We start from the raw sequence: 14,235 nt of genomic DNA on the forward strand, positions 1-14,235 counted from the left end.
CGGCCCGGAACGGGATGTGAGGAGAGGGATGTCCACGGACAAGGTGGTCGAGGCGCTGCGCGCCTCCCTGCTGGAGAACGAGCGGCTGCGGGGCGAGAACACGCGGCTGCGCGACGAGTCGCGGGAACCGGTCGCCGTCGTCGCCATGAGCTGCCGCTTCCCGGGCGGGGTCCGCACCCCGGAGGACCTGTGGCGGCTGCTCGTCGAAGAACGCGACGCGGTCGGCGAGTTCCCCGCAGACCGGGGCTGGGACGCCGCCGCGCTGTACGACCCCGACCCCGACACCCCGGGCACGTCCAACACGCGCGAGGGCGGCTTCCTGCACGACGCCTGCGGCTTCGACGCCGGCTTCTTCGGGATCTCGCCCCGCGAGGCCCTGGCCATGGACCCCCAGCAGCGACTCCTGCTGGAGACCTGCTGGGAGGCCGTCGAGCGCGGCGGCATCGACCCGCTGTCCCTGCGCGGCAGCCGCACCGGCGTCTACGCGGGCGTCATGTACAACGAGTACGGCGCCCGGCTGGCCCGGATACCGGAGGACGTCGAGGCGTTCATCGGCACCGGCACCGTGCCCAGCGTGGTCACCGGCCGGATCGCCTACACCCTCGGCCTGGAGGGCCCGGCCGTCACGATCGACACCGCGTGCTCGTCGTCGCTGGTCGCCCTCCACCTGGCCTGCCAGGCGCTGCGGGCGGGAGAGATCTCCCTCGCCCTGGCGGGCGGCGTCACCGTGATGTCCACACCGAGCCTGTACGTCGGATTCAGCCGCCAACGCGGCCTCGCGCCCGACGGCCGCAGCAAGTCGTTCGCCGCAGCCGCCGACGGCGCCGGCTTCGGCGAGGGCGTCGGCGTGCTGCTCCTCGAACGCCTCTCGGACGCCCGGCGCAACGGCCACCCCGTGCTCGCGCTGGTCCGGGGCTCGGCGGTCAACCAGGACGGCGCCAGCAACGGCATGACCGCGCCCAACGGCCCTTCCCAGCAACGGGTGATCCAGCAGGCCCTGGCGGCGGCCGGCCTCTCGCCGGCCGAGGTCGACGCGGTGGAGGCCCACGGCACGGGCACCCGCCTCGGCGACCCCATCGAGGCCCAGGCGCTGCTGGCCACCTACGGGCAGAACCGCCCGGCGGGCCGGCCGCTGCTGCTCGGCTCGCTCAAGTCCAACCTCACGCACACCCAGGCCGCCGCCGGGGTCGGCGGCGTCATGAAGATGGTGCTCGCGATGCGCCACGGCCTGCTGCCCCGCACCCTGCACCTCGACCGTCCCACCCCGCAGGTCGACTGGACCGAGGGCGACATCGCCCTGCTCACCGAGGCCACCCCCTGGCCGGAGACCGATCACCCCCGCCGCGCCGGCGTCTCCTCCTTCGGCGCCAGCGGCACCAACGCCCACACCGTTCTGGAGGCGCCGCCCGCCGACGTACCCGCCGATGGCGCGATACGTGACGAGGTACCAGGCCCGGTCGCCTGGGCGCTGTCCGCGAAGGGCGAGGCGGCACTGCGCGGACAGGCCGCCGCCCTGCACGCCCATCTGACCGACACCCCGCAGGCGCACCCCCTGGACGTGGGCTTCTCGCTGGCCACCGCCCGGTCCGGGTTCGCCGACCGAGCCGTCGTCGTCGGCGACGACCGTCCCGCGCTGCTGTCCGGTCTGGCCGCGCTGGCCGCCGGACGGCCCGACCCGGCGGTCGTCTCCGCCCGCGCGCGGCCCGGACGCAAGGCCGTCTTCGTCTTCCCCGGCCTCGGCTCGCAGTGGCCCGGCATGGCCGCCGGGCTGCTCGACGAGTCACCCGTGTTCACGGCCAGGATGGCGGACTGCGCACAGGCACTCGCCCCGCACATCGACTGGTCGGTCACCGACGTCCTGCGCGGCGCGCCCGGCGCGCCGTCCCTGGACCGGGTGGACGTCCTCCAGCCCGCGCTGTTCTCCGTGATGGTGTCGCTGGCCGCGCTGTGGCGGTCGTACGGCGTCGAGCCCGCCGCCGTCGTCGGCCACAGCCAGGGCGAGGTCGCCGCCGCCTGTGTCGCGGGCGCCCTCACCCTGGAGGACGGGGCCCGCGTGGTCGCGCTGCGCAGCCGGGCGCTGGCCGGACTCGCCGGTGGCGGCGGCATGGCCACCGTCGTGCTCTCCGCGGCCGAACTCGCCCCGTACCTGGAACGCCGCTCGGGCAAGGTCACGGTCGCCGCCGTCAACGGGCCGCGCGTGCTCGTCGTCGCCGGACCCGGCGACGAGGTCGGCGCCCTCGTCGACGAACTCTCCGCCGAGGGCGTCATGGCCTGGCGCATCCCGGTGGACTACGCCTCCCACTCGGACGACGTGAGCACCGTACGCGACCGGCTGCGCGAGGACCTGTCCTCGCTCGTCCCCAAGGCCCCGGCCGTGCCCCTGCTGTCCACGGTGGACGCCGACTGGATCGGGGCCGGCGACCTCACCCACGCGTACTGGTACCGCAACCTCCGGCAGACCGTCCGCTTCCACGACGCGATACGCCTGCTCCTCGACGCCGGGCACCGCACCTTCGTCGAGGTGAGCCCTCACCCGCTGCTCACCTACGGCATCGGCGACACCGCGGCCGACGCCGGCGCGGACGACGCCGTGGTGCTGGGCACCCTGCGGCGCGACGAGGGCGGTCTGCACCGGATGTTGCTGGCGCTCGGCGAGGCGCACGCGAACGGCGTGGCCGTCGACTGGCGGCGCGTGTTCGACGGCACCGGGGCCCGTCCCACCGACCTGCCCACGTACGCCTTCCAGCGCACCCACTACTGGCTCGACGTGCCCGCACACGCCGGGGACCCCGAGTCGGCCGGCCAGACGGAGACGGGCCACCCGCTGCTCACCGCGGCCGTGGATCTGCCGGACGGCGACGGAGTCCTCTTCACAGGGCGCCTGTCACCGCGCACCCATCCGTGGCTGGCGGACCACGCGGTCTCCGGCACGGTGCTGCTGCCCGGCGTCGCCTTCGTGGAGATGGCCGCCCACGCCGCCGCCCACGTCGGCTGCGCCACGGTCGAGGAACTCACCCTGGCCGCACCCCTGGTCCTCGCCGCCGACGAGGCCCGACTGCTCCGCCTGACCGTGGACGCGCCCGATCCCGAGGGCCGCCGGGCCGTGGCGCTGTACTCCCGCCCCGACGACCCCGAGTCCACCGCACCGTGGGTACGCCACGCGGGGGGCACCCTGGCCGGGACGCCCGCCTCCGCGCCGGGTGACCCCGGCCGGTGGCCGCCCGGCGACGGCGCCGAACGCCTCGACCTCGACCACCTGTACACGGACTTCGAGGCGGCCGGGGTCCACTACGGCCCGCTCTTCCAGGGCCTGCGCGCCGCCTGGCGGGTCGGCGACGAGATCCACGCCGAGGTGGCTCTGCCCGAGCCGGTGCCGGGGACCCGCGAGAGCGGCTTCGCCGTCCACCCGGCCCTGCTCGACGCCGCGCTCCAGACGGTCGCCCTGCGCCCCGAGGGCACCGACCCCGGCCGTACGGGAAGCGTGCCGCTGCCGTTCTCGTGGCACGACGTGACGATCGCCCCCACGGCGGACCCGGTCCTGCGAGTCGTGCTCGCTCCGGCGGAGCAGGGCGGCGACGCCGTGTCGGTACGGATCACCGACCGCACCGGCCGCCCGGTCGTCACCGTCGGCGCGCTGACCCTGCGGGCGGCGGCGGGTGCTCCGGCCGCCGCCGAGCGGTCTCTGTTCCGCCTCGACTGGACCCGGCTGCCCGGCACCGAACCGTCCACCGGAACCTGGGCTGTGCTCGGCACCTCCGACGGCGGTCTGCTGCCGGCCGGCTTCCGGGCCGCGCCGTGCCCGGACCTCGCCGACGTGCCCGCCACCTCCGACGCCGTGCTGGCCCTGTGCCCGCCCGCCGAGGGCGCGGGCCCCGAAGCGGCCCGAGCCACCCTGGGCGCCGTATTGGACCTGCTCCAACGCTGGCTGGCGGAGCCGAAGTTCACCGAGACCCCCCTGGTGCTGCTCACCCGTGGCGCGGTCGACCTCACCGGCGCCCCTGCGGACCTCGCGGGCGCCGCCGTATGGGGGCTGGTGCGCACGGCCCAGCTCGAACACCCCGGCCGCTTCGTCCTGCTGGACACCGACGGCGGTGACGGCCTCGAAGCGGCACTCGCCACCGCCCTGGCCGAGGGCGAGCCCCAACTGGCCCTGCGCGACGGCACCTTGTACGTACCCCGCCTGGCCCGCCCGCCCGTCGCCGACCGGCCCGCCGGGTTCGGCCCGGAGGGCACCGTCCTCGTCACCGGCGGCGCAGGCACCCTGGGCGGACTGGTGGCCCGTCACCTGGTCACCACCCATGGCGTACGGCATCTGCTGCTGCTCGGCCGCCGGGGTGCCGCCGCCGAAGGCACGGCCTCTCTCATCGAGGAGCTGAGCGCGGCGGGAGCCGAGGTCACCGTCGCGGCGTGCGACGTGGCCGACCGGGAGGCGCTCGCCGGCTGCCTCGCGGCGATCCCTCCCGAGCATCCGCTGCGCGCCGTGGTCCACACGGCCGGCGTGCTGGACGACGGGCTGTTGACCGCACTCACCCCCGAGCGCCTGTCGGCCGTCCTGCGCCCCAAGGCCGACGGCGCCTGGAACCTGCACGAGCTGACCCGGGACCACGATCTGACGGCGTTCGTCCTGTTCTCCTCCTCCGCCGGTGTCTTCGGCAGTCCGGGCCAGTCCGCCTACGCCGCCGCCAACGCCTTCACCGACGCCCTGGCCGCAGCCCGCCACCGGGCGGGGCTGCCCGGCACCTCCCTGGCCTGGGGCCTGTGGGAGCAGCGCACCGCTCTCACCGACGGCCTCGGCGACACGGATCTGCGGCGGATGGCCCGGAGCGGGGTGCGTGCCCTGCCCAGCGAGGAGGGCCTGGCGCTGTTCGACGCCGCACTGGCGGGCGACGACCCCGTCCTCGTCCCGGTGGGCCTCGACCTGCGGGTCCGCTCCGGCGGCCCGGTGCCCCACCTGCTGCGGTCACTGGTCCGGACCCCCGCCGCCCGTCGGCGTGGCCCGGAGACCGACGCGTCGCTGCGGCCCCGGCTGGCCGCCGCGCCGGAGGCCGAACAGGGCGAGATCCTGCTGCGGCTGGTGCGGACCCAGGCGGCCGAGGTGCTCGGCCACACCGACCCGGACGCGCTGTCCGAGGGGGACGCCTTCCTGGAGAGCGGGTTCGACTCGCTGACCGCCGTCGAGTTGCGCAACCGCCTCGCCGCCGCTCTCGACCTGCGGCTGCGCCCCACCGCCGTACTCGACTCGGGAACCCCCGCCCGGCTGGCCGAGCACCTGCGGGCGGAACTGACCCGCGGTACCGCTCCCGGAGCCGGGGGACAGGCCGGAGAACCGCCGTACGACCCGGTCAGCGCCCTGTTCCGGCAGGCGTGCGAGGTGGGCCGGATCCACGAGGGCATCCAGATCCTTCAACAGGCGGCGAAGCTCCGCCCCGACTTCGGGTCCGGCCCCGAGCTGCTGAGCTCGTCCGGACGCCGTCCGGAGCTGCTGCGGCTGCACGTCCGCGACGACGCGCCCGAACTGGTCTGCTTCGCCTCGGTGGTGGCGCTCGGCGGAGCCCATCAGTACAGCCGCTTCGCGTCCGCCTTCGAGGGCCGCTACGGCGTCAGCGCGCTGGACGCGCCCGGCTTCGCCCCCGACGAGCCGCTGCCCGCAAGCATGTCCGCCCTGCTGGACTTCCAGACCGAGGTCCTCCTGCGGCGCCTCGGCGACCGGCCGAAGGTGCTGCTCGGCTCCTCGTCGGGCGGCACCCTCGCGCACGCCGCCGCCGCCCGCCTGGAGGCGCTCGGCGCCGGCCCGGCCGCCGTGGTGCTGCTGGACACCTATCTGTCCGGGGACGAGGCGATGACCCAGTTCGACGACGTCCTGGTCAGCGGCATGTTCGAGCGCGAGGACCGGGCCGCCCCGATGGACGGCACCCGGCTGACCGCCATGGGCCGCTACTTCCAGCTCCTGGACGACTGGGAGCCGCCCCCCGTCGCGGCGCCCGTGCTGCTGGTGCGCGCGTCGAGCCCCCTGGCGGAACCGGCACCGGACAGCGACATCGACTGGCGGGCCTCATGGCCGTCCGCGCATTCCGTCCTGGACGTTCCGGGAAATCACTGGTCGATGATGGAAAAGCATCTCAAAACGACGGTCGAAGCCGTCGGTGGATGGCTCAGCAAAACTGTGAAAAATGAAGGGGAGTGAAATGCCGGAAAACAATGCCGGTGTTGCTGAAAAGGCGCCTCGTCTCACCGTCCTGGGCGCAGGCGTCATGGGCGTCGGCATCACCGCGCTGGCGGTCGGACACGGTGTCCCGGTGACACTCATCGACGTCGACCAGGCCAAACGTGCGGAGGCGGAGGCCCGCGTCGCCCACGAACTGCGGCTCGCGCGGCTGATGGGCGCCCTGCCGGACGATCTTCCCCTCGGGCCGCTCATCATCGGTGAATCGTTGTCGGAAGCGGCCGGGTCGACCGCTGTCATCGAGGCCGTCACGGAAATAGCGGAAATCAAGGAGAAAGTGATCGCGGAGGTTTCCGCGGTCGTTTCCCCTGGTACTGTCCTGGTGTCCAACACATCGTCCATTCCCATTGACGAACTGGCCTCGGCCGCCGTGCGTCCGGCGGAACTCGTCGGCACGCATTTCATGAACCCGTCCTATCTGATCCGTACGGTCGAGGTCATCCGCGGCGCCCGCACCGGCGAGGCCGCCATGGACTCCGTACGGGCCCTGCTCACCACCCTGCGCCGTCAGCCCGTCGTGGTCCGGGACGCCCCCGGCTTCGTGACCAGCCGGGTCCTGCACCCGATGATCAACGACGCGGCCCGGGTGGTGCAGGAGGGGACCGCGACCGTCGAGGACGTCGACGCCCTGATGCAGGGCTGCCTGGGGCACGCCACGGGTCCGCTGCGCACCGCGGACCTCATCGGCATCGACAACCTCGTCGACTCGCTGAACGTGCTGTACGAGCGCACCGGTGACAGTGGCTGCCGTCCGTGCGACCTGCTGCTGGAGAAGGTGCGGGCGGGCCATATCGGCCGGAAGTCCGGCCGTGGTTTCTACGAATACGAGGGATGAAAGCCATGACCATGCCATCCGAGGGGACCGTGGAGAAGGAACTCCTCGACTTCCTGCACCTACGCACCAAGACCGTCTGGGAGGAGGACACCGAACTCTTCGCCGCCGGCGGGCTCTCGTCCCTGTTCGCCATGGAACTCGTCGTCCACCTGGAGAAGTCCTACGGCATCGCGATCCGGGGCGCCGACCTGCGGCTGGACAACTTCCGTACCGTCACGGGAATGGCGGCACTGGTCCGCCGTCTGCGCGCGGCAGCAGGGGACGGCGGTGAGTGATCCCCTCGCCGAGGCGACGGCCTCGGTCACCGGCCTCGTCGGTGACCGGGCCGGTGACTGGGACCGCTCGGGCCTGCTCCCCGCCGAACTGCTGAGAAAGCTCGGCGCCGCCGGGCAGTTGTGCACCGGTGTGCCCACCGAGTACGGCGGCCTCGGCTGGGACAGCCGCACCGGCGGCGAGTTCACCGCCCACGTCGGCAGCCTGTGCAGCTCCCTGCGCAGTGTCATGACCTCCCAGGGCATGGCCGCCTGGACCGTCGAACGGCTCGGCGACCAGGCGCAGCGCCGCGCACTGCTGCCCCGCCTCACCTCGGGCGAACTGGCCGCCGTCGGCTTCAGCGAGAGCCAGGCCGGCAGCGATCTGTCGGGCATCGACACCCGGATCACCGTCGACGGCGACACCGTCGTGGTCGACGGCCGCAAGGTGTGGATGACGGCCGCCCACTACGCCGACCTGCTCATCGTCTTCGGACGGATGGGCGACGGCGCCGCCGCCGTGGTCGTACCCGCCCGGGCCCCGGGCGTCGACGTACGACGGGTCGCCGACCCCCTGGGCTGCCGCGCCGCCGGACACGCCGAGGTCCGCCTGGACTCCGTACGCCTCCCCGCCGACAGCGTGCTGGGCGGCGAGGGCCTGTCCCTGCCCCTGCTCGTGACCACCGCCCTGGCCTACGGACGGATGTCGGTCGCCTGGGGATGCGTCGGAATCCTGCGCGCCTGCCTGGCCGCGACCACCCGGCACGCCGCGTCCCGCGAGCAGTTCGGGCAGCCGCTGGCCCGTCACCAGCTCGTCGCCAAGCACCTGGCCGATCTCTTCGTCGCGGAACAGGTCGCCTCCCGCGCCTGCGAACACGCCAGCCATCGCTGGGACGACGGGTCTCCCGACATGGTGGTCGCCACCATCCTCGCCAAGCACGTCAGCGCCGGCCACGCCGCCCGCGGGGCCGCGTCCGCCGTACAGGTCATGGCGTCGGCGGGAGCCCAGGACGGCCATCCGGTGGCCCGCGCCTACCGGGACGCCAAACTGATGGAGATCATCGAGGGCAGCAACGAGATGTGCGAACTCCTGCTCGCCCAGCACGCGTTGACAAGTGTGGAGCCGACATGAGCGACAAGACCGGCCCCGGCACGCCGGCCCTCGTGAAGTGCCTGGTCTGGGACCTCGACAACACCCTCTGGCAGGGCACGCTGCTGGAGGACGCGGAGGTACGGCTGCCCGAGGCGATACGGGCGGCGATCGTCGAACTCGACGCGCGGGGCGTCCTGCAGTCCGTCTGCAGCCGCAACGACCACGACCTGGCCTGGGCCCGACTCGAAGAGCTGGGCGTCGCCGAGTACTTCGTCCTGCCCGAGATCGGCTGGGGTCCCAAGTCCGAGGCGGTCCGGCGGATCGCCGAGGGCCTGAACTTCGCCCACCGGACCATCGCCTTCATCGACGACCAGCCCACCGAACGGGCCGAGGTCGCCTACCACCTCCCGGAGGTCCGCTGCTACCCGGCCGAGGAGGCGGTCACCCTCACCGGCCTGCCCGAGTTCAGCCCCGCCGTGAGCACGGTGGACTCCCGGCGCCGGCGCGAGATGTACCAGGCCGGTTTCCGCAGGGAGACCGAACGGTCCGCCCACGAGGGCCCCGACGAGGAGTTCCTCCGCTCCCTCGGCCTGGTCATGCGCATCGGACGGGCCACCGAGGAGGAGATCACCAGGGTCGAGGAACTCACCCTGCGCACCAGCCAGATGAACGCCACCGGCGTGCACTACTCCGACCGGACACTGCGCGAGCTGTCGGCCGACCCCGGCCACGAGGTCCTGGTCACGACCCTCACCGACCGGTTCGGACCGCACGGGGCCGTCGGCGTCACGCTGGTCGAGAAGCACGCGTCCGTGTGGCACCTGAAGCTGCTCGCCACCTCCTGCCGCGTGGTCTCCTTCGGCGCCGGATCGGTCATCCTGAACTGGCTCGTGGACCAGGCCGCCGCGGCCGACGTGCATCTCGTGGCCGACTTCCGGCGGACGGACCGCAACCGCATGATGGAGGTCGCCTACCGGTTCGCGGGCTTCGACGAAGAGCCCTGCGCCTGCCGCGACGCCGTGCGGACCGCGCCGGCACGGGCGGCGGAGACAGCGGAACAGCGGGAGACGACGGAGGTCGAACGTCTGCATCTCGTCGCCGCGCCCCGGACCCCCTCCACGACGGTCCGGCTGATCGCGCCCGATCTGACGGGGCGGCCCGCCACCGACACCTCGGTCGTGGCCCCTGCGTGAGGTTCCCCCTGCCGAGGACAGCACACGGCGGGCTCCCGGACTACCTCGTCCGGGAGCCCGCCGCCGACTCGTACGAACATGGGCGCGGCCGGTCCGCCAGGAGCGCACCGGCCACGCGCTCTCAGGCGGGCTGCCGGCGCTTGAGGGGCTCCCACCAGTCCCGGTTGTCGCGATACCAGGCGAAGGTCTCGGCCAGCCCGGACTCGAAGTCGTGCCGCGGACGGTAGCCCAACTCGGTCCGCGACCTGGTGCAGTCGATCGCATAGCGCCTGTCGTGGCCCTTGCGGTCCGGTACCCGCCGTACGCGCGCCCAGGACGCGCCGACTGCCGCGAGCAGCCGCGCGGTCAGCTCCCGGTTGCTCAGCTCGATACCGCCGCTGATGTTGTAGACACGGCCCGCGACACCGCCGGCGCGGACCAGCTCGACGGCCGCGCAGTGGTCCTCGACGTGCAGCCAGTCGCGCCGGTTGAGCCCGTCGCCGTACAGCGGGACGTCACCACCGTCGAGCAGCGTCGTGAGGAACAGCGGGATGATCTTCTCGGGGAACTGCCGCGGCCCGTAGTTGTTGCTGCACCGGGTGACCCGCACGTCGAGGCCGTGGGTGCGGTGGTACGCCAGGGCCAGCAGGTCCGAGGCCGCCTTGGAGGCGGCGTAGGGGGAGTTGGGGTCGAGGGGGTCCCGCTCGGTGCGGGAGCCGCTCTCCACCGAGCCGTAGACCTCGTCCGTGGACACGTGCACGAAGCGGTCGACGCCGTGTCGCAGCGCGGCGTCCAGCAGGGTCTGGGTGCCCATGACGTTGGTGCGCACGAAAGCGTCGGCGGAGGCGATCGAGCGGTCCACATGGGACTCGGCGGCGAAGTGCACCACCTGGTCGGCCTGTCGCATCAGCTTGTCGACGAGGGGGGCGTCGCAGATGTCGCCCCGGACGAATGTCAGCCGGGGATCGCCGAGATTGAGATTGTCCAGGCTCCCGGCGTAGGTCAGGCTGTCCAGCACCGTGACCTGGGACACCCCGCCGCGCTGTGCGGTGTCGCCCGCGAGCAGCATCCGTACATAGGCGGAGCCGATGAAGCCGGCGGCGCCGGTGACCAGCAGATTCACAGCCCCTCCGAAGGAAGCGGACGCACGATGCCCGCCTTGCGCAGGCGCGCCCGCTCCACGACGTACTCGCCGTAGGGCGAATTGCCCATGCTCGCACCCAGCGCTTGGCAGTCGTCCGGGTCGATGTATCCCATGTGCATGGCGATCTCCTCGATGCAGCCGAGGCGGGTGCCCTGCCTGCGCTGCGTGTCCCTCACGAAAGTGCCCGCTTCGAGCAGGGATTCGTGAGTGCCGGTGTCCAGCCACGTGACGCCCCTGCCGAGCCACACCAGTTCGGCGGTGCCCATCCTCAGGTAGACGCGCAGCAGGTCGGTGATCTCCAACTCGCCCCGGGGGGACGGCTCCAGGTCTCTGGCGATGTCCGTGACCTGGGCGTCGAAGAAGTACATCCCAGGGATGGCGAGCTTCGAGCGCGGATTGAGGGGCTTCTCCTCGATGGAGACGAGTTCGCCCTGCGCGTCGATCTCGGCGACTCCGAACCGCTGCGGGTCGGCCACCTCGTGGCCGAACAGCACACAGCCACCCATCTTGAGCGCCGTGCGCCGCAGCATGGCGGGCAGGTTGGCGCCGTGGAAGAGATTGTCGCCGAGGACCAGCGCGCACTGCTCGCCGCGGATGTGGTTCTCCCCCACGAGGAAGGCGTCGGCGATGCCGCGTGGCTCGTCCTGCGCGGCGTATTCGAGGGACAGCCCCAGCTGCCGGCCGTCGCCCAGAAGCGCCTGGAAGGCGGGGAGGTCGGCAGGGCGCGTGATGACGAGGATGTCCCGGATGCCCGCCAACATGAGCATGGAGAGCGGGTAGTAGATCATCGGCTTGTCGTAGACCGGCGCGAGTTGTTTGGAACCCGCGAACGTGAGGGGCTGCAGGCGGGTGCCGTTGCCGCCCGCCAGGATGATCCCCTTCATCGCGCCACGCTCCCTCGTGATCGGTGTTCGGCCATCGTCGGGACCCGTCCCAAGCCGTTCTCATGCGCGTCTCGGGGGAGCGGGGCCGACGACCGGCGCGGGGGACTTCGAGCAGGGCCATCGCGTGTTCGGGATCGGTCCGGTCTCTTACATGACGGGCGTCAGGCCGGGGTCAGCGTCAGGTACCGCTGCTGCCAGAGTTCGTACAGCTCGGCACGTACCTCGTCGGGGACGACGCCGGCCTCCTTCGCCAGCTCGCCGACGGTGCGCACGCCGTCCACGACGCTGAGCAGCGTGAACAGCTCCTCCGACATCCTGGCCACCGGAGCTCCGGCGTAGTCCAGGGAGATCTCGTGCCAGGCGGGACCTGCCGCGACGGCCCCGGTGCCGAGCCGACGCGCCAGCCTGGTCACCGGCCGCAACCGGGGAACCAGCGCGTCCAGGTCGGATGATGGGGCCGCCGAACGCCGGCGCACCAGGAAGTCCTCGACCACCAGGTGGTCCAGATCGGTGGTGAGGAAGCACGTCACCACGTCGTCGATGGTCTGCACGATCGGCTCTGCGTTGTTGTTGAAGGATGTGTTGAGCAGCACCGGTGTCCCGGTGCGCTCGCCGAAGGCCGCGACGAGCCGGTGGAAGCGTTCGTTCGCGACCGGGTCGACGACCTGCACGCGCGCGGTGCCGTCGATGTGGGTGACCGCGCCCAGCTCCGGCCGGCGCTCCTCGCGGACGGGAACCACGTAGGACATGAAGTCGTAGTTCGCCTCGGTGGCGGGCAGGTCGAAGTAGTCGGCGGCGGCCTCGGCGGTGACCACGGGCGCGAACGGCCGGTAGCTCTCCCGCTGCTTCACCATCGCGTTGATCCTGGTCTGGTTCTCCGCCGGCCGGGCGTCCGCGATGATGCTCCGGTTGCCCAGCGCCCGCGGGCCGAACTCCGAACGTCCTTGCGCCCAGCCCAGGACGGCGCCGTCGGCCAGCAGTCCGGCCGCGACCGGCACGATGTCCTCGTGCCGCTCGAAGTCGAGCACCGCACCCCACGCGCCCAGGCGGTCGCGGACCTCCGCCTCGGTACCCAGCGCGGGGCCCGAGTTCGCGGTGCGGGACCGGCGGACCGGCCGGGCCGCACCGCCCAGCTGGTCGGCCGCGAGGAAGGCGGCACCCTCGCTCGCGCCGGCGTCGTGCGACGCGGGGTGCACGAACACCTCGCGGAACAGCCCGGAGCGCAGGATGTTGCCGTTCAGGGTGGAATTGTGGGCCACACCGCCGCCGAAACACAGCCGGGACAGGCCGGTCGACTCGGCCCAGTGCGTCAGCACGTGCAGCACGATCCTCTCCAGCGCCTCCTGGGTCGCGGCGGCGAAGTCCTTGTGCTGCTGGGTGAACGGCTCGCCCTTGCGGCGCGGTGTGATGCCCCTCGCGAGCATCGACGGGCCGACCAGGTCGGGCACCGTCATGTTCGGCAGCAGGTTGTAGTCGCCCTTGTCGCCCAACAGATACAGCGAGCTGACGGCGTCGCGGAAGGTCGCCGGGTCGCCGTAGGGGGCCAGGCCCATCACCTTGTACTCGTCGCCGAAGCCGTAGCCGAGCAGTTGGGTGGCGTTGAGGTAGAGCATGCCCAGTGACTTGAAGACCGGGTAGTCGGCCAGCTTCTCCAGCTGTCCCCCGCCTGCCCGGTAGACGGTGCCGGAGTTCTCCTCGCCGCGGCCGTCCAGGACCAGCACCAGCGACTCCGGTATCCCGGACCTGGCCACCGCCGCTACCGCGTGCGCGTCGTGGTGCGGGGTGAAGACGAGCTTGTCGTCGCCGAGATCCCAGTCGAACTCCTCGGCGAACCACTGCTTGATCAGCTGGCGGCAGTACACCGTGGGCACCTTCGGGTGGACGGTGTAGAAGAAGTTGAGCGTGGTGTCGACGAAGTCCTCAGGGAAGTAGTACGCCACGCCGTCGAGCTGGTCGACCGTCACCCCCGCCACATCCAGGCACGCGCGGATCGCGTTGACCGGGAACTTGGTGGTCTTCTTGATCCGGTTGAACCGTTCCTCCTCGACGGCGGCGATCACCTCGCCGTCCCGCACCAGACACGCAGCCGAGTCGTGGAACAACTGGTCCGGCATGAGGGGGACCAGATCCGAGTCCCGCGCGGAGAAGTTTCCGCTCAACCCGAGCACCAACATCGTGACCACCCCAACTCGTCGTTGACTTGGCAACCCGCCTGACGTCAGGCTGCGGCCCCTGCCGGACCACGACACTGAGTGGATGCGGGCCCTGTGAGCGCTGCAGCAGCCTAGGTGGGACGGATAGCGGATGAATATCGCGGTTCTGTCGACGATCTTGTGACCCGATGGGTTGGGGCAGGCCCGGGTCCCAGGTCCCAGGTCCCGGGCCGGGTGCGTGTCCGCGCCCGGTCCGGTAACGCCGCCGGCAGTGCTGGACAGCCAACTCGCTTCCCGAGTGGCCGAGTTCGCGGATCTCCCGGTAGAGCGGACGCCGGTCGGGCTCCTGCCCGGCCGGCCAGGGCCGAGCCGATCTGCGTCAACACCACGCGCAGCAGCGCGGTATGCCGACTGTGTCGGGTGGTCAGCCCCAAGACCTGCCCGGCAAAAGCCACCCGTGCAAGCAGGGTTGTCGCGGCG

At 72.3% G+C, this 14,235-nt stretch carries 8 protein-coding genes; 5 read left to right on the top strand and 3 right to left on the bottom strand.

Annotated features, from left to right (window positions below; translation table 11 throughout):
- Positions 1-28: 28 nt before the first annotated feature.
- From J8M51_RS33305 to J8M51_RS33325, 5 genes are read left to right on the top strand one after another with little or no spacing between them, the layout of a single operon-like run.
- On the top strand, positions 29-6,184 hold the full coding sequence (locus J8M51_RS33305; RefSeq protein ID WP_086753813.1) for a type I polyketide synthase: 6,156 nt from the start codon (positions 29-31) through the stop codon (positions 6,182-6,184).
- Between the two features lies 1 nt (position 6,185).
- Positions 6,186-7,058: a 3-hydroxyacyl-CoA dehydrogenase family protein gene (locus J8M51_RS33310; RefSeq protein WP_086753815.1), complete on the top strand. Its 873-nt coding sequence runs from the start codon at positions 6,186-6,188 to the stop codon at positions 7,056-7,058.
- Positions 7,055-7,333, top strand: a complete 279-nt coding sequence (locus J8M51_RS33315; protein WP_179202948.1) for an acyl carrier protein — start codon at positions 7,055-7,057, stop codon at positions 7,331-7,333. The genes J8M51_RS33310 and J8M51_RS33315 overlap by 4 nt, the downstream gene beginning before the upstream one ends.
- Entirely contained in the window at positions 7,326-8,441 is a 1,116-nt protein-coding gene (locus J8M51_RS33320) for an acyl-CoA dehydrogenase family protein (protein ID WP_086753818.1), read from the top strand. The genes J8M51_RS33315 and J8M51_RS33320 overlap by 8 nt, the downstream gene beginning before the upstream one ends.
- Positions 8,438-9,595, top strand: coding sequence for an HAD-IIIC family phosphatase (locus tag J8M51_RS33325; protein ID WP_086753820.1), 1,158 nt, complete (start codon positions 8,438-8,440; stop codon positions 9,593-9,595). Before J8M51_RS33320 ends, J8M51_RS33325 begins: the two co-directional genes overlap by 4 nt.
- A gap of 121 nt (positions 9,596-9,716) precedes the next feature.
- Here J8M51_RS33325 and rfbB read toward each other — a convergent pair whose 3' ends face one another.
- From rfbB to J8M51_RS33340, 3 genes are all read right to left on the bottom strand, one after another.
- Positions 9,717-10,697 carry a dTDP-glucose 4,6-dehydratase gene (gene rfbB, locus J8M51_RS33330; RefSeq protein ID WP_086753822.1) on the bottom strand — a complete coding sequence of 327 codons (981 nt, stop codon included), beginning with the start codon at positions 10,695-10,697 and terminating at the stop codon, positions 9,717-9,719.
- Positions 10,694-11,602, bottom strand: coding sequence for a glucose-1-phosphate thymidylyltransferase RfbA (gene rfbA, locus J8M51_RS33335; protein ID WP_086753824.1), 909 nt, complete (start codon positions 11,600-11,602; stop codon positions 10,694-10,696). Before rfbA ends, rfbB begins: the two co-directional genes overlap by 4 nt.
- A gap of 161 nt (positions 11,603-11,763) precedes the next feature.
- Positions 11,764-13,716, bottom strand: a complete 1,953-nt coding sequence (locus tag J8M51_RS33340; RefSeq protein ID WP_256964137.1) for a carbamoyltransferase family protein — start codon at positions 13,714-13,716, stop codon at positions 11,764-11,766.
- Positions 13,717-14,235 lie beyond the last annotated feature (519 nt).

Source organism: Streptomyces griseiscabiei, from assembly GCF_020010925.1.
Classification (GTDB): domain Bacteria; phylum Actinomycetota; class Actinomycetes; order Streptomycetales; family Streptomycetaceae; genus Streptomyces; species Streptomyces griseiscabiei.